21 protein-coding genes are annotated in these 23,451 nt (G+C 40.6%); 12 read left to right on the top strand and 9 right to left on the bottom strand.

Annotation, left to right across the window (positions count from 1 at the left end; translation table 11 throughout):
- Positions 1-214: 214 nt before the first annotated feature.
- The 5 genes from CWB77_RS06585 to bioB all read right to left on the bottom strand — a co-directional run bounded on the left by CWB77_RS06585 (position 215) and on the right by bioB (position 5,665).
- Positions 215-1,774 carry an FAD-dependent oxidoreductase gene (locus tag CWB77_RS06585; RefSeq protein ID WP_138621960.1) on the bottom strand — a complete coding sequence of 520 codons (1,560 nt, stop codon included), beginning with the start codon at positions 1,772-1,774 and terminating at the stop codon, positions 215-217.
- A 157-nt stretch (positions 1,775-1,931) separates the two neighbouring features.
- The gene (bioD, locus tag CWB77_RS06580; protein ID WP_138621958.1) at positions 1,932-2,615 is read right to left on the bottom strand and encodes a dethiobiotin synthase; all 684 of its coding nucleotides are present in this window, start codon (positions 2,613-2,615) and stop codon (positions 1,932-1,934) included.
- Positions 2,616-2,625: 10 nt separating this feature from the next.
- On the bottom strand, positions 2,626-3,459 hold the full coding sequence (locus CWB77_RS06575) for a methyltransferase domain-containing protein (RefSeq protein ID WP_138621956.1): 834 nt from the start codon (positions 3,457-3,459) through the stop codon (positions 2,626-2,628).
- A complete protein-coding gene (locus CWB77_RS06570) occupies positions 3,456-4,610 on the bottom strand; it encodes an aminotransferase class I/II-fold pyridoxal phosphate-dependent enzyme (protein WP_138621954.1) in 1,155 nt (384 codons plus the stop codon). The genes CWB77_RS06575 and CWB77_RS06570 overlap by 4 nt, the downstream gene beginning before the upstream one ends.
- Before the next feature lie 14 nt (positions 4,611-4,624).
- The gene (bioB, locus tag CWB77_RS06565; RefSeq protein WP_010390068.1) at positions 4,625-5,665 is read right to left on the bottom strand and encodes a biotin synthase BioB; all 1,041 of its coding nucleotides are present in this window, start codon (positions 5,663-5,665) and stop codon (positions 4,625-4,627) included.
- Between the two features lie 95 nt (positions 5,666-5,760).
- On the opposite strand from bioB, the gene bioA reads away from it, so the two are divergent.
- From bioA to CWB77_RS06535, 6 genes are all read left to right on the top strand, one after another.
- On the top strand, positions 5,761-7,062 hold the full coding sequence (bioA, locus tag CWB77_RS06560; RefSeq protein WP_138621952.1) for an adenosylmethionine--8-amino-7-oxononanoate transaminase: 1,302 nt from the start codon (positions 5,761-5,763) through the stop codon (positions 7,060-7,062).
- 179 nt (positions 7,063-7,241) lie between these two features.
- Complete coding sequence (locus CWB77_RS06555; protein ID WP_054201198.1) at positions 7,242-8,054, top strand: hypothetical protein; 813 nt, start codon at positions 7,242-7,244, stop codon at positions 8,052-8,054.
- Positions 8,055-9,095, top strand: coding sequence for an ABC transporter substrate-binding protein (locus tag CWB77_RS06550; protein WP_138621950.1), 1,041 nt, complete (start codon positions 8,055-8,057; stop codon positions 9,093-9,095). It begins immediately after the preceding gene.
- On the top strand, positions 9,095-10,594 hold the full coding sequence (locus CWB77_RS06545; RefSeq protein ID WP_109874617.1) for an ABC transporter permease: 1,500 nt from the start codon (positions 9,095-9,097) through the stop codon (positions 10,592-10,594). Before CWB77_RS06550 ends, CWB77_RS06545 begins: the two co-directional genes overlap by 1 nt.
- 12 nt (positions 10,595-10,606) lie before the next feature.
- Positions 10,607-11,617: an ABC transporter ATP-binding protein gene (locus CWB77_RS06540; RefSeq protein WP_075169194.1), complete on the top strand. Its 1,011-nt coding sequence runs from the start codon at positions 10,607-10,609 to the stop codon at positions 11,615-11,617.
- 30 nt (positions 11,618-11,647) lie between these two features.
- Positions 11,648-12,277, top strand: a complete 630-nt coding sequence (locus CWB77_RS06535; RefSeq protein WP_138621948.1) for a Vat family streptogramin A O-acetyltransferase — start codon at positions 11,648-11,650, stop codon at positions 12,275-12,277.
- A 3-nt stretch (positions 12,278-12,280) separates the two neighbouring features.
- On the opposite strand, the gene CWB77_RS06530 is transcribed toward CWB77_RS06535, so the two are convergent.
- On the bottom strand, positions 12,281-12,715 hold the full coding sequence (locus CWB77_RS06530) for an ATP-binding protein (RefSeq protein WP_008113825.1): 435 nt from the start codon (positions 12,713-12,715) through the stop codon (positions 12,281-12,283).
- Between the two features lie 286 nt (positions 12,716-13,001).
- On the opposite strand from CWB77_RS06530, the gene asnS reads away from it, so the two are divergent.
- Entirely contained in the window at positions 13,002-14,399 is a 1,398-nt protein-coding gene (gene asnS, locus CWB77_RS06525) for an asparagine--tRNA ligase (protein ID WP_008113822.1), read from the top strand.
- Positions 14,400-14,525: 126 nt separating this feature from the next.
- On the opposite strand, the gene CWB77_RS06520 is transcribed toward asnS, so the two are convergent.
- From CWB77_RS06520 to CWB77_RS06510, 3 genes are all read right to left on the bottom strand, one after another.
- A complete protein-coding gene (locus CWB77_RS06520) occupies positions 14,526-15,605 on the bottom strand; it encodes an acyltransferase family protein (protein ID WP_138621946.1) in 1,080 nt (359 codons plus the stop codon).
- A 185-nt stretch (positions 15,606-15,790) separates the two neighbouring features.
- Positions 15,791-16,717, bottom strand: coding sequence for an electron transfer flavoprotein subunit alpha/FixB family protein (locus tag CWB77_RS06515; RefSeq protein WP_008113818.1), 927 nt, complete (start codon positions 16,715-16,717; stop codon positions 15,791-15,793).
- Complete coding sequence (locus CWB77_RS06510) at positions 16,718-17,467, bottom strand: electron transfer flavoprotein subunit beta/FixA family protein (RefSeq protein ID WP_138621944.1); 750 nt, start codon at positions 17,465-17,467, stop codon at positions 16,718-16,720.
- Positions 17,468-17,687: 220 nt separating this feature from the next.
- On the opposite strand from CWB77_RS06510, the gene CWB77_RS06505 reads away from it, so the two are divergent.
- From CWB77_RS06505 to CWB77_RS06485, 5 genes are all read left to right on the top strand, one after another.
- A complete protein-coding gene (locus CWB77_RS06505) occupies positions 17,688-19,334 on the top strand; it encodes an electron transfer flavoprotein-ubiquinone oxidoreductase (protein ID WP_138621942.1) in 1,647 nt (548 codons plus the stop codon).
- A 101-nt stretch (positions 19,335-19,435) separates the two neighbouring features.
- The gene (locus tag CWB77_RS06500) at positions 19,436-19,900 is read left to right on the top strand and encodes an acyl-CoA thioesterase (protein ID WP_008113812.1); all 465 of its coding nucleotides are present in this window, start codon (positions 19,436-19,438) and stop codon (positions 19,898-19,900) included.
- A gap of 246 nt (positions 19,901-20,146) precedes the next feature.
- A complete protein-coding gene (locus tag CWB77_RS06495) occupies positions 20,147-20,716 on the top strand; it encodes an outer membrane beta-barrel protein (protein WP_138621940.1) in 570 nt (189 codons plus the stop codon).
- Between the two features lie 166 nt (positions 20,717-20,882).
- Positions 20,883-21,587 (top strand): tRNA (N6-threonylcarbamoyladenosine(37)-N6)-methyltransferase TrmO, encoded by a 705-nt coding sequence (gene tsaA / locus CWB77_RS06490; protein ID WP_138621937.1) that lies wholly within the window; start codon positions 20,883-20,885, stop codon positions 21,585-21,587.
- Positions 21,588-21,716: 129 nt separating this feature from the next.
- Positions 21,717-23,441, top strand: coding sequence for a proline--tRNA ligase (locus CWB77_RS06485; RefSeq protein ID WP_138621935.1), 1,725 nt, complete (start codon positions 21,717-21,719; stop codon positions 23,439-23,441).
- Positions 23,442-23,451 lie beyond the last annotated feature (10 nt).

The following is a 23,451-nucleotide window of genomic DNA, read 5'->3' as shown; positions in this document are numbered from 1 at the left end:
TTCTTTTTGTTGATCGGCCATAGCAATTACTGCGTTATGACACACTATGTCATAACGTCAACGCTATTTTGTGACAAACTATGTCATAACGCAAGGGATATTTTTAAAGTTTTATATATATTTAATTAAGTTAAGCTTTTTAGGTTTTTTCTGTTTAACAGTAAAAATGCACTTATAAAAACAATATAATTCAATACGTTATTTTATTTTTATACTATACGCTTTTATATATACCGTGATTCACATTTGCCATATCTGTGGGGAAGCCTCGCTCTTTTGCAAGTACTTGTGCAATTTTACTTATATCTTCATTACAACTGTTCTTAAGGTAGGCCCATTGGTGATGCTTACGGTGGTTATTACTGTCGTGTTCTGTGCAACTTAAACCAAGCTTTATAAATTCAGCTACTATTTCGTCAGCAGCGATCAAAGTTGATGACGCTTTTACATTTTCAGCTCGTGCGTAGCTAATATGCGAATATAAGCTTACGTCTGCAACGCGCAAGGTGTCGTCTTCGCCTGGGATCTGTTGGCCGCCAAACAAGGCATTGTTTTGCGTATTAGCGTTTTTAAATGCTGGTACAAACTCAGCCACATAATCAATCGCTTTTTGACCACGTGCTTTTAGCACCTGCTGATCCCAACCATTATTTATATAATTTAAGTACTTAGCAGGCAGTTGTGGCTGTGCCGTTTGCTCGGCTGTATCTGCTAGGCCATCGTTAAACAAGGTAATTGAGTTAGTCATACCATGAATTTGATAATAGCCATTAGGGTACGGCGTTAATTGTGCCATGCCCTCGGGTGTGCCTCGGTTACCATAAATAATAATTTCGGGTATTTTCCCGCCAGCGCCTTGCCAGTGTGCAATGTATGAGGCTTTAAATTCGACCATACGCTTGGGCTTTACGCCTACCATGTCATCAACAATACCGGTTTGAAAGCCACAGGCGTTTATAAGGTAATCTACTTCTGCTGTTTGGGTCTTGTTGCTTTGGTTGTTTTGATATTCAATTTTCCATTTTGGCATTTGATTTTTAGCACTACTTTGCTCAACTTTGCTAACTTGCTTTACCTCTGTGCTGGTAAGCACGTTAGCGTGTTCGTACTGGGCAAGCGCAAGTTGCGCACTTGCTGATAATCTAAATATATTCCAACCGTATTCTTGAACAACAATAAGTGGGTATTTTACTTTGTTTAAGTTTAAATGCTTAGCAACGGGGATCATCCACTCATCTAGCGTTTTAGGCTCAGTAACCTGCTCTTTTTTACTCAAGGTTATCATTTGCTCATGGCTATAAAGCTGATAGTAATTATCAGGCTCGCCAAGAACTTTATTATTATGATCTTGTTCAATTAAGTCTTTATATGCGTTAGTAAGCTTGTCTAACCTTGGCAGTAAATCATCCGGTGAATCATCATCACGCGTTGGCACAGCAAATACAGTTGGGCGTACATCTATGCTGTAAGGATATAGTCGTAAAATATCGATACATTGTTTTAGTAAATCTATACAGTCTTGATCTGGAATTTCACGGTATAAATTACCACCGGCGTGCAGATGGCACATAGGAGGGCCATCAATAAGTGACGTTTTTTTCTCAAATATAGTCGTTTTTATGCCCAATGCCGCAAGGCGAATCGCAATTGTTGCCCCTGCAGTTCCCCCACCTAAAATACCTACACGGGTTTTAGGCAGAGCACTTTTTGGTAGATCTGATTCTGCCTCCACCTGCGTATTATAAGCGTAGTTCTTAATAAATGGGTGGGTCATCGTGTTTGTTATTTCCTTAGTAACGATTACAACTGTGTAATTAGCGTTATATATGCATACAAGGTGTGTATTTCAAGGCGATAAACATATTTATTAAACCGCTATATTTAATATAAAAACTGCTTTGTATATTTATAAAATTACAAAGCAGTATAGTTTAGGCATTTATAGCAAGTGCAGTAAGAAGAGTTTTATAAATTTGTAATTTAGGGGTTTGCTCGGTATAGGGGCTTATAGCAAGCAACGGAAATGGTAAACGTGTTTTAAGCGAATCTAGGTTTGCTTGGTATTCATCCATAGTGGCATCAACTTGGTTGGCAATCCAGCCAATGCAATTAACACCCATACTTTGCATATGTGTTGCAGTGAGTAATGCATGATTTATACAGCCTAGTTTCATCCCTACTACTAATATTACGGGTAGTTGCTCTGCTTTTACCCAGTCATATAAATATTCGTTATTATTAATTGGCAATGCCCAGCCGCCCGCACCTTCTGTTAGCAGGTAGTCTGCACCTTGTTGCTTCACATTTTTATAAGCGGTACGTAGCTTTTCAACGCTTAGGGTTACTCCCACTTGCTCTGCTGCAATGTGCGGAGCTATGGCGGGCTCAAAAGCAAACGGATTAATAATGTCGTATTTAGCACTTACAGTTGCGCTTTCCATTAGCATTAAGGCATCGGTATTAACGAGCTGATCAAACGCAAGTTCACACCCTGATGCAATCGGTTTAAAACCTATTGCACGTTGCTTATGTTGGGCGAGTAACTTTAATAGCAAACTAGTTACGTGGGTTTTACCCGCGTCGGTATCGGTACCGGTAATAAAAAATTGCTGCATTGCCTTACCTTTAAATTTTTGCTTTTTCTAATGATAACAATACCACATGGTAAGATACATGGGCTTGGTTGTTTATAAGCGGATACCCCGCACATACTTTTTGTAGCGCCGATTTAGTTAATAGACCAGGGCGTTGGCTTGCTTTATTTTTCGACGTTGCACCAATGGCTTTAATTGAACTAATCGCTTTAAGCGGGCTGGTAAACTCATCGGTATAAATAACCTCTGTCGCATTATTAACAATAAACCCTGCCTTTTTGACCGATTGGTTTATATTATCGCTACTTAAAAAGTTATTAATGTGGCTATGCGAATCGAGCGCTGCAAACGCCGTTTTTATTTCATGTAGTGAGCCTTCTACCACCGTACTTATGTACGCCTGCCCACCGGGCTTTAAAGCTGAATGTAATGAATACATTAGCATTTCAAAATTAGCCGACCATTGCATTGCAAAATTACTAAATACCACATCAATACTATTTTGTTGTAATGGCAAATTATCCATGTCGGCGCAGATACACGGTGCGGTTACTGCACTATTTTTAAGCATAGTAAGGCTTAAATCCATTGCAATTACCTGTTTATATATTCCTTGTAACTCTTCGGTATTCACTAACGGCCCAGCGCCTAAATCAACACAATGTTTGTGCTTTGTGCTCGCATCAAGCTTAATGAGTTTAATTAAATCGATTGCAGCTTGTTTTTGTACATGTGCGTGGGCTACATATTGGTTTGCCGCCGTTGAAAACTTGCGTTGCGTTACCTGCTTTAAACTATTAACAGCTAAACAAGCTAACGGTGACTTTATACGCGAGTTAGCATTTGTAGCGTGTGCGCTTATCATGCAATGGCCTTTTTTAAACAGTTTACCAATGTTGTAATGTCTTGCTCGGTATGGGCGGCGGTTAAGGTAACGCGAAGCCTTGAGGTATTATGCAGCACCGTGGGCGGACGAATAGCGGTTAGCCAAATCCCCTGCTGTTTGAGCTGCTCACAGGCTTTTAAGGTCTGTTCGGCACACCCTAAAACTAGGGGTTGAATGGCAGTTGTTGAATCCATTAAGGCAATTTTGTGTTCATTGGCTAAACGTTTAAATAAAGCAATATTAGCGTTTAATTTTGCACGCTTGTGGTTAGCATCACGTATGGTTTTAATTCTTGATAATGTATGCAAAGCAATAAATGGCGACATTGCGGTCGAATAAGTGTAATCGCGGTTAAACTGCAGCATGTAATCAATAAATTCACTCGAACCTAATACACACGCCCCGCTACTTGCCACCGCTTTACCATAGGTGATCACTAAAATATCTGGCAAATTATCTGCCGCTATAAGTGGCTCACAGCTTCCCAAACCCGATTTACCCAGTACGCCAAAGCCATGCGCATCGTCTATCATTAACCAGGCGTTATGTGCTTTAGCTAAACTCAGTAACTCAATTAAAGGTGCTTGGTCGCCATCCATCGAGAATACACCCTCACTCACGATCAATTTATACTTAGCATTGGACTTTTCGAGCCGTGAACGTAAATGATTCATGTCGTTATGGTTAAAGCGCACAAGTGCTGCGTTTGCATGCAATGCGCCGTCGATTAAGCTCGCATGATTAAGTTTATCCTGAAAAATCGCACTTTGTTGAGCAATGGCTTTATCTTGAAATAGCGCTTTTATAACACTGCTATTAGCACTGAAGCCCGAATTAAACAGCATGGCATTGTTATAGCCCAACTGAGCACATAAGTATTTTTCGAGCTGTTGCTGCGCACCTTGATAGCCAGTAACTAAAGCAGAGCTGTGACTTCCCAAGCTCTGCATGCCATCAAGTAAAGTGGGCTCATCGGCAAAGCCTAGGTAGTCGTTACTGGCAAAGTTAAGATAGCGTTTATTATCAACTATAATTTCACGCGCACTGGCTTGCTCAATAACATAACGTTTGCGGTTAAGCGCGCTTTGCTGGCGCGCTTGTAAATGGCTATTTATAAAATCAAATGACATAGCAATACACAATATTAAGCAGGATAAAACAATTCTGAACTGGCTTTATCGGCCACTTTAGAAGATAACGACGCAGCAACGGCTTCATCTGAATAGTCTTCGGCCGTTTCAGGGTTCATACCCAGCTTTTTAATTAATTGCATATCGGCATCTGCTTCTGGGTTTTCAGTAGTAAGAAGTTTATCACCATAAAAAATGGAATTAGCACCGGCAAAAAAACACATCGATTGCATTTGCTCATTCATTGCGCTGCGCCCTGCCGATAAACGTACATAGCTATGCGGCATCATAATACGCGCGGTGGCAATAGTACGAATAAACTCAAACTGATCTAAGTCGTCTACGTTTTCAAGCGGTGTTCCTTTTACTTTTACTAGCATATTAATAGGGACGCTTTCTGGTTGCTGCGGTAAATTAGCCAATTGCATTAATAACCCATAACGATCGCTGGGTTGCTCACCCATACCGACAATACCGCCAGAACAAACTTTCATACCGGCATCACGCACATGATCGATAGTGTTTAGTCTGTCTGCAAAGGTACGGGTAGATATAATTTGTTCGTAGTATTCAGGTGAGGTATCTAAATTATGATTATAGTAGTCAAGCCCTGCATCACTCAGCGCATGGGCTTTTTCATTGGTAAGCTTACCTAGGGTCATACAGGTTTCAAGGCCAAGCTCTTTTACTTCTTTAACCATTTTTGAAATGTACGGCATATCACGATCTTTAGGATCTGACCACGCAGCGCCCATACAAAAACGGGTGGCGCCTTTTTGTTTTGCAAGGCGTGCTTGCTCTACTACTTTTTCTACTTCTAGCAGGCGCTCTCGCTCTAGGTCGGTTTTATAATGACCAGACTGCGGGCAATATTTACAATCTTCAGGGCAAGCACCTGTTTTTATTGATAGTAAAGTAGAAATTTGCACCTGATTAGGATTAAAATTAGCACGGTGTACGGTCGCGGCTTTAAAAAGCAGATCGTTAAACGGCATTTCAAATAAGGCTTTAACCTCGCTATGGGTCCAATCGTGGCGAACTGTTGCAAGCTCCATAATACTCTCTTTTATTTTTTGCTCTTGGTGTTATTGGCTTAGAATACGTATTGTCGTACCATTGTCAACGAAACCCATATAGCTAAAGTTTACATATGAGCACAAAACACACAATAGACCTTGATTTTGACCGAAATCACATTTGGCACCCTTATACATCAATGACTCAACCAATTCCGGTTTATCCTGTTACAAACGCCAATCACAACCTTATACACCTAGAAACAGGCGAGAAACTCATTGACGGTATGGCCTCTTGGTGGAGCGCAATACATGGCTACAATCATCCCGTTTTAAATAATGCGATGACAGAGCAAATCAATAAAATGAGCCATGTAATGTTTGGCGGCATTACCCATTACAGTGCTGTGGAGCTTTGTAAAAAGCTAGTAGCAATAACACCCGAGCATTTAAATAAAGTATTTTTAGCTGACAGTGGCTCGGTAAGTGTTGAAGTAGCGATTAAAATGGCACTGCAGTATTGGTTAAGCCAAGGTATTAGTACTAAACAAAAGTTAATGACTCCGTTTAAGGGCTATCATGGCGATACCTTTGCGGCCATGAGTGTGTGCGATCCGGTTAATTCTATGCATAGCTTGTATTCTGGCTTTTTACCTAATCATGTATTTGTACCTGCACCTGTTAGCCAATTTCATGACGAGTTTAATCAAGCCGAGGCGGATGAGTTAGAACACTATTTTTTAAAACACCACCAGCAAGTTGCCGCCTTTATTATTGAGCCCATAGTGCAAAACGCGGGAGGAATGAACTTTTATCATCCTGAATATTTAGCCTGTGTGCGCAAGTTATGTACTCAATACAATGTATTGCTCATTTGTGATGAAATTGCCACTGGCTTTGGCCGTACCGGTAAAATGTTTGCTGTGGAGCATGCCAATGTACAGCCAGATATACTTTGTATTGGCAAGGCACTCACCGGCGGCACCATGACCTTATCAGCCACGTTAACGACCGATAAAATAGCGATAGGCATTAGTGAAGGTGAAGCCGGTGTTTTGATGCACGGACCTACATTTATGGGCAATCCACTCGCCTGCGCTGTGGCATTTGCAAGTATAGACTTATTGCTTGAACAAGATTGGCAAAAACGAATTAGTGAAGTAAACCAAGCACTTCAACAATTACATCAGTGTGGCTCACTTACTGATGTAGCTAATGTGCGAACTTTAGGTGCAATTGGCGTGGTAGAACTGACAGATGAGGCAGGAATAGTAGATGTAGCTAAGATACAGTCTTATTTTGTTAGCCAAGGGGTGTGGATACGCCCATTTGGTAAACTAATTTACTTAATGCCACCGTATATAAGTGACGATGCCAGTATTAAAGAGCTTTGCGATGCTATATATAACGCCATAAAGGGTAAACATTACGTATAGATGGTTAATTATTTTAGCCACTAAAGTTAAAATTAAATTGATATTTCTATTTAGTTATTATTCCTCTGTAAAGTTTAGTAAATTTAACCCTTTGGCTTGATTTAGTGTGTTGATCTAAGGGATGTTTAGGGATATGATAATGACTATCATTTACAATAACATTTATGGACTCACTTGCTATGAAAATATTACTTAAGCCTGCCAAGACATTAAGTGCAACTTTTTTACTCGCTTCTGCGATTTTTGCACAACCGGCACTTGCTAACGGCCCAATTGGTGAGCATGTTAATCACCTTCAAGCTAATTTAAAAACCTACAACGAAGACGTTGAGTGGATGGTTTCAAAGGTTGATACCCTAGTAAGCGATTACGAGAAAAAAGGCGCTAAAGCAGTTAATACTGATGACTTAATTGAGTACTGGGAATCGGTTAAATTTCACAGCGCCATAGAAACAAATTATGTCCCTGTGTATGCCTCTATTTGGCAAGGTTTGTATGGCATAAAAATGGCTATTGATAACAAAAAGCCAGCCTCAGAAGTACGTTTGCAGCAACAAGCAATGAACAATGCTTTATGGCAAGGCCTAGGCGCAGTTAAGCTAGCGGCTCAGTTTCAACAAAAAGGGTTATTAAAAAGCGTTAAAGCCACAGCAACAAAAGAAATGACGCAAAGCGCGACCATTGATGAAATTAAACACAAATTAGACCGAGTGGTCGCTAAATACGCAGAGCGTTTAAGCGATGAAGCAACAAGCATAGTTCACGATACCTACCTGCATTTATTTGAAGGTGTAGAAGGCACACTCATTGAGCAAGACGCTAACTTAGTAGAAGTTCTTGAAAAAGACTTTAACGTAACCCTACCGCAGGCTATTTCAGGTAATAAAACAGTAAATCAAGTACGCGAAGTGGTTGTTGATATGCAAACTAAGTTAACTCGTGCACAAACGCTAATTGAAAAAGCAGAAAAGTCACGTAAGGATGTATTTTAAGTGGAACGCAGAACCTTTATTCAAGGCTTAGCTGCGTTAGGGGTAGCTGGCGCTTTGCCGCTATCTCTTTCACGCGCGTTTGCCGCTGATATTGCCAACCCCGTGTCGGTAGATACATTACCTAAACTAAAAGGCTCACTCACCCTTTATTTGGGACGTGGTGAAGGTGGCTTATACGAAAACGTTTTACAAGCCATTCAAAAAAAGAACCCGGATTTAGATCTTGCTATTCGACGCGGCCCAACTGCAGCTTTGGCTAATACGATTGTTGCCGAAGCCAAAGCGGGTGTTAAACGTGCAGACTTATTTTGGGCTGTCGACTCGGGCGCTATTGGTTTAGTAACCGATGCAGGGCTTGCTAAACCTATGCCTAGTGATTTATCTGCACAGCTACAGCCACAGTTTAGATACGATGAGTGGGCACCTGTTACTGGTCGTATACGTACTTTGCCTTTTAATACTGAGCGTTTAACCAAAGAGCAAATTCCAACAAGCATTATGGAAATAGCCGACAGTGATTTAAGTATTGGTTGGGCACCAGCTTATGCTTCTTTTCAATCGTTTGTTACCGCTATGCGAATTTTAGAAGGCGATGATAAAACTGCTAAATGGCTTAAAAAAGTGCAAAAACGCTCAAAAACTTACGCTGGCGAACTCGGTGTAGTAATGGGCGTTGAACGTGGTGAAGTAGATATTGGTTTTGCTAATCACTACTACACGTTACGTTTGAAGTCTGGTAAGCCCGACGCTAAACTCGATCTTGCATTTACAGAGCAAGATGCCGGTTGTTTAGTGAATGCCTCCGGTATTTTATCGCTATCTGACGACCCACTAGCAACTAACTTTATGCGCTATTTACTCAGCGTTGAAGTACAAAGTTATTTAGCGAGCGAAGCGTATGAAATTCCGCTAGTAAATGACATAAAGCAACCTGATGGCTTGCCTAAATTAACCAGTATTTCGCCACCTAAAATAGACTTAACCCAGTTGGCTGACTTACGTCCAACTATTGACTTAATGCGCAGCAGCGGCGTTTTATAATGCGAATACCACCATCTTATCCTATGGCGCTGCTTGCAGCGCTTGTTACCCTTACTCCTATTTTTGTTTTAATAACGCTTGCCAGTGACGCAAGCTCTTTTTTTGATAGCCATAATTTAACCATTTTAGGAAATACCCTGTCGTTAATGGGCTTAACTGTATTAGGCTCAATTTTAATTGGTGTGCCACTGGCGTTTATTAGCGCTTATGTGCAGCTGCCATTTAAAAAGTTTTGGTTAGTAGTATTTGCCGCCCCTTTAGCTATACCAAGTTATATTGGTGCATTTACGCTTTATGCTGCATTTGGCCCTGGTGGTGAAATACATAACTTACTTGGTTTTGAAACCCCTTCTATGTATGGCTTAACTGGCGCCGCCATTGTAATGACCCTATATACCTTCCCATTTGTAATGATGACAACCCGCTCCTCCTTACTAAGTCTTGATGCCAATATGGTCAATGCAGCTCGTACATTGGGTATGTCGATGACACAAAGCGTGTTTAAAGTTATTTTGCCCCGTGTTGTAAATGGTATTGCTGCGGGTTCGTTACTCGTTGCCTTATATACGCTATCAGACTTTGGTACACCGGCAATGATGCGTCTAGATACTTTCACTCGTGTTATTTACGTAGAATATAACGCCTTTGAACTGAGCCGTGCTGCTATGTTGTCTATGCAGCTAATGGTAATTGTTGGCTTTTTACTAATGCTTGAATCGCAAATTAAAACTGCGTCTGAACGCCAAGGCCGGCCTCTTATTTTATTCCCAAAAAAATGGCAATTAGGCGCGATGTTTGCCACCTTTGCACCAATTTTATTACTTGCTATTGGCTTACCACTCGCAGTATTTACACTTTGGCTAGTGCGTGATGGTTTTAGTTCGTTTGATTTTAGTATTGCATGGCACTCTACTTACGCTTCAGCCATTGCAGCTATTGTTACAGTTATCGTGGCTATTCCTGTGGCGCATGCAGCATTAACCGGAAAAGCAGGTAAAGTAATGGAACGCGTTACTTACTTTGGCTTTGGTATTCCGGGTATAGTTATGGGCACAGCGCTTGTTTATGGCGGCTTACAACTACCCTTTTTATATCAAACACTGGGCTTGTTGATCATTGCTTATATGCTACGTTTTTTACCACTTGCGGTTGGCTCTGTGCGTACCAGCACCGAGCACCTCGATCCAAGCTTAGTAAAATCAGCCCGGGTATTAGGCGCAAGCCCACGTGAAGCTTTCACACGTATTACTTTACCACTGACTATGCGTGGTATTATTGCAGGAGCCGCTTTAGTCTTTTTAGAGTCAATGCGTGAATTAGAAGCCACACTATTATTGGGTCCAACTGGTTTTGAAACCTTATCTACTTATTTATGGCGTGTTTACGAAGCCGGTTATTTTGGCCGCGCAGCAATACCTGGGTTATTGTTGGTGGTGATTTCGGCGGCGGCTTTAGCTATTATGATGTCTGGCGAGAAACGCAACCAGTTTGAACATTAAGGATTTATATAAATGCTATCTGTAAGTCAGTTGTCTATAGATTATGGCAGTAATCGTGTTGTTAGTGACTTAAATTTCACTTTAGGTGAAAGCGAAATTTTAATGCTTGTTGGTCCAACAGGTTGTGGTAAAAGTACTATTTTACAGGCTCTAGCAGGGCTTTTACCAATTAGCGACGGTGAAATTAAAGTTGCTAAATGGACTGCTACACCAAAGCATACTGTAGCCCCTGAAAAACGCAGTGTGGGTATGGTGTTTCAAGACTTTGCGTTGTTTCCCCATTTAACGGTTGAGCAAAATGTGTGTTTTAAACTAAAAGACACAAGCCCTGCTGATCATTGGATAAAGCTACTCGGTTTAGATGCGTTTAGACATAAAAAACCAGCGACACTTTCTGGGGGGCAAAAACAGCGTGTTGCATTAGCGCGCACCCTAGCCCACCAGCCAGACTTTGTATTACTTGATGAGCCACTATCAAACTTAGACGCGGCTTTAAAAGACATGCTACGTTGGGATATACGTAATGCGCTTAAAGAAGCCGGCGTACCCGCTATTTGGGTAACGCACGATCAAGAAGAAGCACTTTCGGTGGGCGATCGCGTGGGTGTACTAAAAGGCGGAAAGATACAGCAAATTGATAGCCCAGAGCAATGCTTTAGTGCACCCAACAATCGCTTTGTGGCACGATTTTTAGGTGAAGCTAGTTTTATAAAAGGAACGCTGAATAACGGCCAAGCACTTACCGATATTGGTAATGTTCCCGCTCATGGTGTTGACTGTGAAAACGGTGAGGTAGAGGTGTTACTTCGTCCAGATGATGTATTATTAGTACAAAGCAGTGTAGGAAATAATGGCGAAGTAATTTGGGTACGCTTTGAAGGCGGCAGCAGATTATGCGCCATAAAACTAGCCTGTGGTACTGTGGTTACAAGTCGCGTGAGTCATGAAGTAGTGGTAAATCCTGGTGATAACGTACATGTATCGCTTAGTACCTCTCATCCACTGGCGGCATTTAAAAGCTAGCGCTTTATATATTCTACTTTGGAGGAAACTATGAACGGACCAAATCCAAACAATCCATCACCTATGGAAGGGTTTCCTCAAGTAGGTTATTTAAAAAACTTTATCACCTCTGCGAATATAGACGTTGGTGATTATACCTATTACGACGACCCTGATGGCCCTGAAAACTTTGAAAAAAATGTACTTTACCATTTCGATTTTATCGGGGACCGTCTTATCATAGGTAAGTTTTGTGCGATAGCTAAAGACGTTACTTTTATAATGAATGGGGCTAATCATCAAACCTCCGGCTTTTCTACCTATCCATTTTTTATATTTGGTAATGGCTGGGAAAAATCTGCACCTCAACAAGGTGATTTACCTTTTAAGGGAGATACTGAAATAGGTAATGATGTGTGGATAGGTTACAACGCCACCATTATGCCAGGAGTAAAAGTCGGTGATGGTGCCATTATAGCAAGTAAATCTGTGGTAACGTCTGATGTGCCCGCCTATGGTATTGTAGGCGGTAACCCTGCAAAATTGATAAAAAAGCGTTTTGATGATGAGACTATTAATAAACTTTTAGCGATTGCATGGTGGGACTGGAGCAGTGAAAAAATCACCGCCCATTTAGATGCCATTACGCACTCTGATATAGACGTATTAGCTAAAATTTAATAATTACCACTCAAACATGTAAGCCATTTTACTAATCGTTTTTAACGGTATGTTATGGCTATTGCGCTTAGCATATAAGTGTTGCATCGATTTATCTTTCACTTCGCCAACAATGACTTCTTTGACCTGGTAGCCTAAAGCAATGGCTGCTTGTGAGTAAGCAATAAATTCCCACTTTTTAATATTGGTGTTATCCACTATTACCAGTTCAATACCTTGTGCTAGGGCATTAATAAAACGCGCCAAGTTTAAATTGTGATATTGCGATAATTTAAACTTATCAAAATGGTACTCACCTTGCTCGTTAACAAAGTAATCATCTGTTGAGCAAATAAAATATTGGCTTTCATCTGCACCGGAAAGTTCCTCGGCGAGATTTTGTGCATAATATGACTTACCACTGCCTGGTAGCCCTCGTAAAATAAAAACTTGTTTCATAGCATCCATTTTTTATTAATACGTCAATTCGGTTTATTTACTAATAATGCCACAAATTGATGAAATTTCAGAGCAACAAATGGTAATAGTGGTTATTTAACTGTAAAAATTGGTTAAAAAAACAACGTACCACTAAAAACTTTTAAAGAGTTGCCCACAACAGTTTTTTTATTTTACTTTACTAGGTATTATACAAGGTTCAAGTGCAGTGACCTCAAATGCTAAATAGCACGAGTAACGCACAGTTAATTTATATAGTTAGGCAACTTATATCATTGGAGTGAAGATGAGCCATTTAGCGATTTCAGAGCTATTAAAAGGCAATGTTGCGGTAGACAGCCAAGTAACCATTAAAGGCTGGATCCGTACACGCCGCGATTCAAAAGCAGGAATATCATTTTTAGCCGTTCATGACGGTTCGTGTTTTGATCCTATTCAAGCGGTAGTTCCTAATTCACTGAATAATTATGATGAAGTTACAAGCTTAACAGCAGGCTGTTCTGTGTCGGTTACCGGTGTATTAGTACAATCAGCAGGACAAGGTCAATCTTTCGAAATTCAAGCTAACTCAGTAACTGTGTTAGGTTGGGTTGAAAACCCAGACACCTACCCAATGTCGGCTAAACGCCACAGCATTGAGTATTTACGTGAACACGCTCACCTTCGCCCTCGCACTAATATGATTGGCGCAGTAACACGTGTCCGTAACTGTTTAGCACAAGCAATCCACCGCTTTTACCATGAGCAAGGGTTTTACTGGATCAGCACGCCAATTATTACTGCAAGTGACTGTGAAGGCGCAGGTGAGATGTTCCGTGTATCAACGCTTGATATGCAAAATCTGCCAATGACGGACAAAGGCGAGATTGATTACAGCGAAGACTTTTTTGGCAAAGAAGCCTTTCTAACGGTATCTGGCCAGCTAAACGGTGAAACATATGCATCAGCTATGTCAAAAATTTACACCTTTGGTCCTACGTTCCGTGCAGAAAATTCAAATACATCTCGCCACTTAGCTGAATTTTGGATGGTAGAGCCAGAAGTTGCGTTTGCTGATTTAGAAGATATCGCAAAACTGGCTGAAAACATGCTTAAGTATGTATTTAAAGCTGTATTAGAAGAACGCCGTGACGACATGGAATTTTTCGCATTACGTGTTGAAAAAACAGCCATTAGCCGTTTAGAGGAATTTGTTGAAAAAGACTTTGCCCAAGTTGACTACACCGATGCTGTAGAGATTTTAAAAGCGTGTGGCAAGAAATTTGAGTACGACGTTGAATGGGGTGTAGATTTACAGTCTGAGCACGAGCGCTACCTAGCTGAAGAACACTTTAAAGCACCGGTTGTTATTAAAAACTACCCGCGTGATATTAAAGCATTCTACATGCGCCAAAACGAAGACGGCAAAACTGTTGCTGCTATGGACGTAGTAGCACCAGGTATTGGTGAGATCATTGGTGGTTCACAACGTGAAGAGCGTCTTGATGTATTAGATGCACGCCTTGAAGAGATGGGCTTAAACAAAGAAGACTACAGCTGGTACCGCGATCTACGTAAATACGGTAGCGTGCCACACTCTGGCTTTGGTTTAGGGTTTGAGCGCTTAGTTGCTTATGTTACCGGTATGGGTAACGTACGTGATGTTATTGCGTTCCCACGTACCAAAGGCAGCGCAACGTACTAAGCTAAGCTTTGTAACGTTAAATAAAAAAACCAACCCGCGGGTTGGTTTTTTATTGTCTGATATATTAATGTGCATAAATACTTGAACAATTAGCCTCCCGCTTAGGGAAGCAAATTGTTATAAATACTAAATCTTTATAAATATTTTTCGTTTATAAAGCATATTCGAAATTACCCAAAAGCCAATAACATGCAATAAAGCAAAGGTGAACGATGCCAATTTAGCGCTCATAACCAAGGCGAGTTGCTGATACATCCAATCCCCTAAGTTTAGCTCTCCAATATTAATCAGTGAATAGCTCAGTACCCACACAGCTGATAATACATATATAAACAGTGGGTTTGACCCATACACAATTAATGGATTAACAAGGCGCTCAGGTTTAACAATGTCACAAAGCCAAACAAAAAATGCCAACACAATACAGGCAATACCTGATGTGTAAATAACAAAGCTACTGGTCCAAAGTGATTTATTAATTGGCATCACCATTGAGCTTAATTGCCCGATAACAACTGCAACTGCACCAATAACTAAAAGCCGTTTAATGCTTGCCCACTGGCAACTTGTGCTCGTTAACATGCGCGTTACTTCAAAACCAAATAATACACTCACCACAGCGGGTAACGTACTGATGAGACCTTCTGGATCAAATGCGAGCCCTTTGCCTTGCCATAAATGCGACTCACCTAGTACGGCAATATCAACCGCTCTAACTAGGTTATGTTCGAGTGTATAAGCGTTTTCAGCGCCAACGCTTAACAGTAATAACCAATAAGCAACTAAGATAATAACCGATAGCGTTAACACCCCTCGCTTATTTAAAAACAACACACAGATAGACGCTAAAATATAGGCTATCCCTATACGTTGTAGTACACCTAATATTCTCAAGTTTTCAATATTGGTAGTAAAGGGATAAATATTTAAAGCTAGACCAATGGCAAATATAATTGCTCCACGTTTAACTAGTCTTAATACTTGGCTAGTACTGGCTGCACTGTTAGTTTTTTTGAACGAAAAAAACATCGCAGAGCCAATAATAAACATAAAAAACGGAAAAATTACATCCGTAGGGGTACAGCCATGCCAATCTGCATGAAGTAAAGGGGCATACACATGGGACCACGATCCCGGCGTGTTTACCAGTATCATTAACGCTATGGTTAGCCCACGCATAGCATCAAGTGCTTTATACCTTGTCATTTTGGCTCCTATTTAATAATTTGTATTTCTACAAATGACAACGCTGTCACTTTGTAGTAAAAAAACTTAAATCGCAAGTAATTTAGATAAGTGGAGTTGTTGAATTAAAAAAGCCGCAGAATCAATAATGAAACGGCGGCTTTAAATCAGAATTTGTTACTTTAGGAGCGGTTTATTGCTGTCCTTTATAGTGCTTGCTCTAACTGTGGTAAAACATCAAATAAGTCAGCAACTAAACCGTAATCAGCTACTTGGAATATTGGCGCATCAGGGTCTTTATTAATGGCAACAATAACTTTTGAATCTTTCATACCCGCAAGATGCTGAATGGCACCACTAATACCCACGGCAATATATAAATTAGGCGCGACAATTTTACCTGTTTGCCCTACTTGCATATCGTTAGGCACAAAGCCCGCGTCAACCGCTGCACGTGATGCACCAATAGCGGCACCGAGTTTATCGGCAATGCCATTTAATAATGCAAAATTTTCACCATTTTGCATACCACGACCACCCGAAATAACCACATCTGCAGCCGTTAGCTCTGGACGCTCTGATTCAGTTTGTTCAACACTAACAAAACTGCTTAACTGTGAATCAGAGACTGCATCTACAGCGGTTACATTAGCTGGAGCTTGCTCGCCTTGTAAATCAAAGCTACTTGCACGTACTGTGATCACTTTTTTACTATCGAGCGATTTAACCGTTGCAATAGCATTACCCGCGTAAATTGGACGTTTAAATGTATCTGCGTCAATTACGTCAATAATTTCTGAAATTTGCGCTACATCTAATAATGCGGCAACACGCGGCATAAAGTTTTTACCTGTAGTAGTTGCACTTGCCACAATATGGCTATAACTATCTGCAAGTGATAACACTAGATCTGTCATACTTTCAGCAAGTTGATGCTCATAAACTGCATTATCAGCAAGTAAAACATTCGCAACACCCTCAATGCTCGCGAGTGACTCACTCATGGCGCCAAGGTTTATGCCTGCTAATAATACATCTACGTCAAAGCCTAATTTTTTAGCGGCATTAATCGTTTTTGAGGTTTCTGGTTTTAAGGCACCGTTATCGTGCTCTGCAATTACAAGAGTTTTCATTTAAATCACCTTTGCCTCTGTTTTAAGTTTTTCTACAAGCTGTGCAACATCTTCAACAATAATCCCGCCGCTACGTTTTGCAGGCTCTTCTACACTGACCAATTCAATACGCGGGGCTAAATCTACACCTAGCGAATCAGCCGCAATAACTTCTAACGGCTTACGTTTGGCTTTCATAATATTAGGTAGCGACGCATAACGTGGCTCATTCAAACGTAAATCGGTGGTGACTATTGCGGGTAAATTAAGTGCAACGGTTTGTAAACCACCATCTACTTCACGAGTGACATTTACTTTGTCATTTTCAATAACCACTTTAGAAGCAAACGTACCTTGACCACGGTTAGTCAGCGCCGCTAGCATTTGACCTGTTTGATTATTATCAGAATCGATTGACTGTTTTCCTAAAATAACCAGTTCAGGCGATTCTTGTTCAACTACTTTGGCAAGCAATTTTGCTATATGTATGGACTCTAAGTTTTGCTCTGTTTCAACATGAATCGCTTTATCTGCGCCCAAAGCTAGTGCTGTACGTAATTGTTCTTGAGAGGCTTTAGCGCCAATAGTAACAACAACTACTTCGGTTGCAGTACGCGCTTCTTTTAAACGAATCGCTTCTTCTACAGCAATTTCACAAAATGGGTTCATGGCCATTTTAACGTTAGTTAAATCAACACCGCTGTTGTCAGGTTTAACGCGAGCTTTTACGTTGTAGTCGATCACTCTTTTTATTGGTACGAGAACTTTCATAGGGACTCCATAATTATTTAAACCTATAAGCTAACGTCTACGTCAACCTATTTATTTTATGAAATCAGACTACTTCCTGTTGACGTAAACGTCAACCTAAAATAACCTTAAACTATTCACAACCTGTAACGATTAATTTGCATAACGAAGAAACAGGTTGCTTAGCTTACTTTTTGCCAAATAATGCAAAGGTGAGTCCGTCATAGATAAAGAGGTTATTATGATTGAACGCGAAACCATGGAATTTGATGTTGTAGTTGTAGGGGCAGGTCCAGCGGGGCTTTCAACAGCAATTAAACTCGCGCAGCAAGCACAAGAAAAACAACAAGAGTGCATGATATGTGTAGTTGAAAAAGGCTCAGAAGTTGGTGCACATGTATTATCAGGTGCCGTTTTTGAAACCAAAGCACTTGACGAATTACTGCCAAATTGGCAGGAACTCGGCGCTCCTGTTTCGACTAAGGTGGTAAATGATGAGATTTACTGGTTTAACAACGAACATAAAGCAACCTCAATTCCTCACTTTGCTACACCAAATACATTTCATAACAAGGGTAACTACATTGTTTCTATGGGTAATGTATGTCGCTGGTTAGCAGAGCAAGCAGAAAATCTTGGAGTAGAAATATTTCCAGGCTTTAGTGCGCATTCAGTCATTATTGAAGATGATGTTGTAAAAGGCATCATTACTGGCGATATGGGTGTAGATAAAAATGGCAATGAAAAAGACGGTTACATGCCAGGTATGGAGCTACGCGCTAAGTACACAGTATTTGCTGAGGGCTGTCGTGGTCATCTAGGTAAGCAACTGATCAATCAGTTTGCTTTAGACGATGAAAGTTCACCACAGCATTATGGTTTAGGTTTTAAAGAAATTTGGCAAATTGATGAATCTAAACATCAATTGGGTAAAGTTGTACACGGAACCGGTTGGCCATTAAGTGGCGACACTGGCGGTGGCGCCTTTATGTATCATAGCGAAAACAACCAAGTGGTTGTGGGGTTAATTGTTGATTTAAATTACTCAAACCCACACTTAAGCCCGTTTGATGAATTTCAACGATTAAAACATCACCCTATTTTCAAAAATACGCTTGAAGGTGGAGAACGCATTGCTTACGGTGCACGTGCTATTGCTAAAGGCGGTTTACATTCATTACCAAAAATGCACTTCCCGGGTGGCTTGCTAGTGGGCTGTGATGCAGGCACGCTTAACTTTGCAAAAATTAAAGGCAACCATACGGCTATGAAGTCAGGCATGATAGCCGCTGAAGTTATTTTTAATGCGCTACAAAACAATTTAGCCAATACTGATTTAACCCAGTATAGCGATGAGTTTAAAAAGTCATGGGCGTTTAAAGAGCTGTATCAGTCTCGTAATTTTGGCCCTGCTATGCATACCTTAGGTAAATTTGCAGGCGGCGCATATAACACGCTTGATCAAAATATATTTAAGGGTGCCCTACCGTTTAGTTTTAAAGATAACGTACCTGATCATGCAACTTTAAAAGACGCTAACCAAGCTGAAAAAATTAACTACCCTAAGCCTGATGGCAAACTCAGTTTTGATAAGCTTTCTTCAGTGTTTTTATCTAATACCAATCATGAAGAATCGCAGCCGTGTCACTTAAAACTAAAAGATGCATCAATTCCGATTAACGTTAACTTAGTTAAATTTGACGAGCCAGCACAGCGCTACTGCCCTGCCGGCGTTTACGAAGTACAAGAAGTAGAAGGCGAGCAATCCTTTGTGATCAACGCGCAAAACTGTGTGCATTGTAAAACCTGTGATATTAAAGATCCGAGCCAAAATATTACCTGGGTAACTCCCGAAGGTGCTGGTGGCCCTAACTATCCCAATATGTAACAACCTTTCTATAGAAATTATAAACTTATCCTAAATTGCAGGGGCTTCGGCCCCTTTTTTGCGCTATGCTGTTAAGTAATATGAATGAATGAGAGTGTGTTATGGCGTCGTCGAGTGTAATTTTTCGTTTTTTAGCAGAACCAACCGATGTAAATTTTGGTGGTAAGGTGCATGGCGGTGTGGTCATGAAGTGGATTGACCAAGCGGGTTATGCCTGTGCTGCGGGCTGGAGCGGCCATTACTGTGTAACAGTATCGGTTGCGGGCGTTAAGTTTAGCCGTCCTATCTTAGTTGGCCAAATTGTTGAGGTTGAAGCAAAAATTGCACACACCGGCAAAACCAGCATGCAAATTTTTATTCAAGTTCGCTGTGGCGACCCGAAAACGCAAAACTTAGTTGAAACCAATCACTGTGTTATTAGCTTTGTTGCTATGGATGAAACGGGTTACCCTGTGGCGGTACCAGAATTTAAATCGGTTACCGACGAAGACAAAAAGCTTGAGAACTACGCAATTAAAATGAAGCAAATAGCCATCGAAACAGAAAACTTATTAGATAAAGTTTAATTTAGTTACTTTTATAGGTATGTAGAAACTACAACAACTTGTAAAAGCTACAATTTTTTAATTTTTATGGATTAACTGCACGCTGAACACCTGATTGTTTTGCGTGCCAAAAACACCATAATAGCTTAACAAACACACATAAAGACTAAATATTAGGCTAAATAATACTTGGCACGCTCACTGCAATTAGTAAATCGACGTTTGATGAAATAATTCATCGATATTACTTTTTAAAGGAGCTATATAATGATTAAAACACTTTCTCTTTCTGCACTTGCTTTAGCAACACTGGGTTTTAATTCAGCGGCACAAGCTGATGTTACCGACATGGACTCTCCGCGTATTTACACTGGTATTGGTTATGGCCAATATTCATTTCAGTTTGAAGATAGCGAAAACGACACCGACTTTGATGACGACGCGCAAATGTTAAAAGGTTACATTGGTACCCAATTTAATGAACATTTAAGTCTTGAGCTTGCTTATCAAAATTTTGATGAAGTGAGTGATATAGACAGCAAAGCTGAAATTGATGGCGTATCGTTAGCAGCACGTTTTGCAGCGCCTATTACTGAAGATTTTTCTGTTTATGCAAAAGGTGGTTGGTTTGAATGGGATGCAGAAGTTACTCAAGAACTTCCAGTTGGCAGCGTAAGCGCATCTCAAGATGGCGGCGACGTATTTTACGGTGCAGGTATTGAATATGCATTTACAACCAATATGCAAGTGCGTTTAGAGTATGAGCGTTACGAATTAGAAGATGATATTGATCCAGAAATGGATGTTGCGTCAGTATCATTCCAATACATGTTTTAATAATAGCTTAATTGTTAAAACATTAGGTAAGGCTATTTTTAGCCTTACCTTTTTTTTTCACATTTAAACCTATTAGTCTAAAAATAAAATATCCCCAAATTAAGCTAATGCCAGCAACGTCAATAAAAGGTAGAATAACGCTCTATTTTTTCTATAACCGAGCATTATGAGCGATTATCAAATTTCGGCTATTGGCCATATTCAATCTCCGTATAAACAAAAATTTGCCATTCCTAGGCAACCTAGATTAGTACCCGAGGCTAAAGCTAAACTGATTTTTGCCAAAGAATTTAATCGTGAAGAATTTGTTCGCGGATTAGATGAATTTAGCCATATTTGGCTGTTATTTCGTTTTCATGAAACTGCTGATAAAGGCTATTCAGCAATGGTTCGCCCGCCGCGCCTTGGCGGTAATGAGCGTAAAGGCGTGTTTGCTACTCGAGCAACTTTTCGTCCAAATGCCATTGGCATGAGTGCAGTAAAGTTAGAGGGAATTGAGTATAAAAACGGTCAGTTGGCGTTATTGCTCGCCGGTATTGATTTACTTGATGGCACACCCATCGTAGATATAAAACCTTATTTACCCTATTCAGACTCATTACCCGATGCAAGCGCTGGATTTGCCGATACGCGCCCAGAGACTCAAATGAGTGTTGAGTTTAGCCAACAGGCTATAGAATTTATAAATAAACAAAGTCACTATCCTGAGCTACAAGCGTTTATTAGTAATGTGCTAAAACAAGATCCGCGCCCTGCCTATAAAAAGCAAAAACAAGGCGTGCAAAGCTATGGTATGAATTTGTATGAATACAATATTACCTGGCAAGTGACTGATTCTCATCATCTGGTTACTCATATTGAGCTCAGTTAAGCTAACTTTAAAGCCCTGCTATGGCTATAAAATTCGATAAAAAATCACTTAGCGCTTTAGTGTCAATGCAACCGCTGGTAAACTGAGCGCCTTAATTAAAAGAACATATCACTCTATTTCGGAAAAAACATGCGTACTAGTCAATATATACTCGCTACACTTAAAGAAACGCCATCCGATGCGGAAATTGTCTCGCATCAATTAATGCTTAGAGCCGGAATGATCCGTCGCGTCGCTTCGGGTTTATACACTTGGCTTCCCTCTGGCTTACGTGTGCTAAGAAAAGTAGAAAACATAGTACGCGAAGAAATGGATAAAGCCGGCGCAATTGAAATGCTTATGCCTGTTATTCAGCCTGCTGATTTATGGGAAGAGTCTGGCCGCTGGAGTGAGTTTGGTCCTGAGTTAATGCGCTTTACCGACCGTCATAATCGTGAATTTGCCATGGGCCCTACCCATGAAGAAGTGATCACCGATTTTGTTCGTAAAGAAATTAACAGCTACAAACAACTACCAATTACTTTGTACCAAGTACAAACTAAAGTACGTGACGAACGTCGCCCACGTTTTGGTGTTATGCGTGCCCGTGAATTTACTATGAAAGATGCCTACTCATTCCATTTAACCGATGAATGTTTAGATGCAACGTATCAAGTAATGCACAAAGCCTACTGTAATATTTTTGAACGTTTAGGCTTAGATTACCGCCCAGTAATTGCAGATACAGGCTCTATTGGCGGTAGTGTATCGCATGAGTTCCATGTACTTGCTGAATCTGGCGAAGATGCCATTGCTTTTAGTGATGCCAGCGACTACGCCGCTAATATTGAAAAAGCCGAAGCATTAGCGCCAACTGAAGCTCGCCCACAAGCAAGCAAAGAGTTAAAAGCATTCCCAACGCCTGATGCTAAAACAATTAATGAGCTTAAAAAACACTATGGCGTAAAACCCCATCGCGGTGTTAAAACATTAGTGGTTTATGGTACTCCTAATGAAGACGGCGTACGCGGGCTTGTTGCATTAGTACTGCGTGGCGATCACGAACTTAATGAACTCAAAGCTGAAAAGCACCCATTGGTTGATTCTCCACTTGAAATGGCAACCGAAGCAGATATTGTTGCTGCCATTGGCGCAAAACCAGGCTCTTTAGGCCCAGTTGGCTTGAACATGCCTATTATTGTTGATAGAACAGCGGATGTAATGGCTGATTTTGTAGCCGGTGCCAATAATGATGATGAGCACTTTAGCGGTATTAACTGGGATCGCGACGTAACAAACTACGAAGTTGCTGATATCCGTAATATTGTAGAAGGCGATCCTAGCCCGTGTGGTCAAGGCACGTTACAAATTAAGCGCGGTATTGAAGTGGGTCATATTTTCCAGCTAGGTACTAAGTACTCAGAAGCATTAAAAGCAGGTGTACTAAGCGAGTCAGGTAAAAACCAAATAATGACTATGGGCTGTTATGGAATTGGTGTATCACGTATTGTTGCTGCAGCTATTGAGCAAAATAACGATCAATACGGTATTACATGGCCTAAAGCTATAGCTCCTTTCGATTTAGCAATTGTGCCAATGAATATGCATAAATCGCATCGTATTCCTGATATTGCTAATAACCTCTATCAAGGTTTAAAAGATGCAGGTTTGGACGTGTTATTTGATGACCGTAAAGAGCGCCCTGGTGTTATGTTTAACGACATGGAATTACTTGGTGTACCTTACACGCTTGTCATTGGTGAGCGTAACCTTGATGAGAATAAGGTAGAACTTAAAAACCGTCGCACCGGTGAAAAACTTATGATTGATATCGATAGCGCAATTGAAACTATTAAAGCGCAATTTAACGCATAAGCTTAAAGTT

This window comes from Pseudoalteromonas sp. S1610 (assembly GCF_005887465.1).
Taxonomy (GTDB): Bacteria; Pseudomonadota; Gammaproteobacteria; order Enterobacterales; family Alteromonadaceae; genus Pseudoalteromonas; species Pseudoalteromonas undina.
This window is presented reverse-complemented; position numbering and strand designations above follow the sequence as displayed.

Bases quoted from the DNA above. Each gene is read 5' to 3' on its own strand.
- CWB77_RS06585 (WP_138621960.1), bottom strand. From the start codon at position 1,774: ATGACCCACCCATTTATTAAGAACTACGCTTATAATACGCAGGTGGAG.
- bioD (WP_138621958.1), bottom strand. From the start codon at position 2,615: ATGCAGCAATTTTTTATTACCGGTACCGATACCGACGCGGGTAAAACC.
- CWB77_RS06575 (WP_138621956.1), bottom strand. From the start codon at position 3,459: ATGATAAGCGCACACGCTACAAATGCTAACTCGCGTATAAAGTCACCG.
- CWB77_RS06570 (WP_138621954.1), bottom strand. From the start codon at position 4,610: ATGTCATTTGATTTTATAAATAGCCATTTACAAGCGCGCCAGCAAAGC.
- bioB (WP_010390068.1), bottom strand. From the start codon at position 5,665: ATGGAGCTTGCAACAGTTCGCCACGATTGGACCCATAGCGAGGTTAAA.
- bioA (WP_138621952.1), top strand. From the start codon at position 5,761: ATGAGCACAAAACACACAATAGACCTTGATTTTGACCGAAATCACATT.
- CWB77_RS06555 (WP_054201198.1), top strand. From the start codon at position 7,242: ATGAAAATATTACTTAAGCCTGCCAAGACATTAAGTGCAACTTTTTTA.
- CWB77_RS06545 (WP_109874617.1), top strand. From the start codon at position 9,095: ATGCGAATACCACCATCTTATCCTATGGCGCTGCTTGCAGCGCTTGTT.
- CWB77_RS06540 (WP_075169194.1), top strand. From the start codon at position 10,607: ATGCTATCTGTAAGTCAGTTGTCTATAGATTATGGCAGTAATCGTGTT.
- CWB77_RS06535 (WP_138621948.1), top strand. From the start codon at position 11,648: ATGAACGGACCAAATCCAAACAATCCATCACCTATGGAAGGGTTTCCT.
- CWB77_RS06530 (WP_008113825.1), bottom strand. From the start codon at position 12,715: ATGAAACAAGTTTTTATTTTACGAGGGCTACCAGGCAGTGGTAAGTCA.
- asnS (WP_008113822.1), top strand. From the start codon at position 13,002: ATGAGCCATTTAGCGATTTCAGAGCTATTAAAAGGCAATGTTGCGGTA.
- CWB77_RS06520 (WP_138621946.1), bottom strand. From the start codon at position 15,605: ATGACAAGGTATAAAGCACTTGATGCTATGCGTGGGCTAACCATAGCG.
- CWB77_RS06515 (WP_008113818.1), bottom strand. From the start codon at position 16,717: ATGAAAACTCTTGTAATTGCAGAGCACGATAACGGTGCCTTAAAACCA.
- CWB77_RS06510 (WP_138621944.1), bottom strand. From the start codon at position 17,467: ATGAAAGTTCTCGTACCAATAAAAAGAGTGATCGACTACAACGTAAAA.
- CWB77_RS06505 (WP_138621942.1), top strand. From the start codon at position 17,688: ATGATTGAACGCGAAACCATGGAATTTGATGTTGTAGTTGTAGGGGCA.
- CWB77_RS06500 (WP_008113812.1), top strand. From the start codon at position 19,436: ATGGCGTCGTCGAGTGTAATTTTTCGTTTTTTAGCAGAACCAACCGAT.
- CWB77_RS06495 (WP_138621940.1), top strand. From the start codon at position 20,147: ATGATTAAAACACTTTCTCTTTCTGCACTTGCTTTAGCAACACTGGGT.
- tsaA (WP_138621937.1), top strand. From the start codon at position 20,883: ATGAGCGATTATCAAATTTCGGCTATTGGCCATATTCAATCTCCGTAT.
- CWB77_RS06485 (WP_138621935.1), top strand. From the start codon at position 21,717: ATGCGTACTAGTCAATATATACTCGCTACACTTAAAGAAACGCCATCC.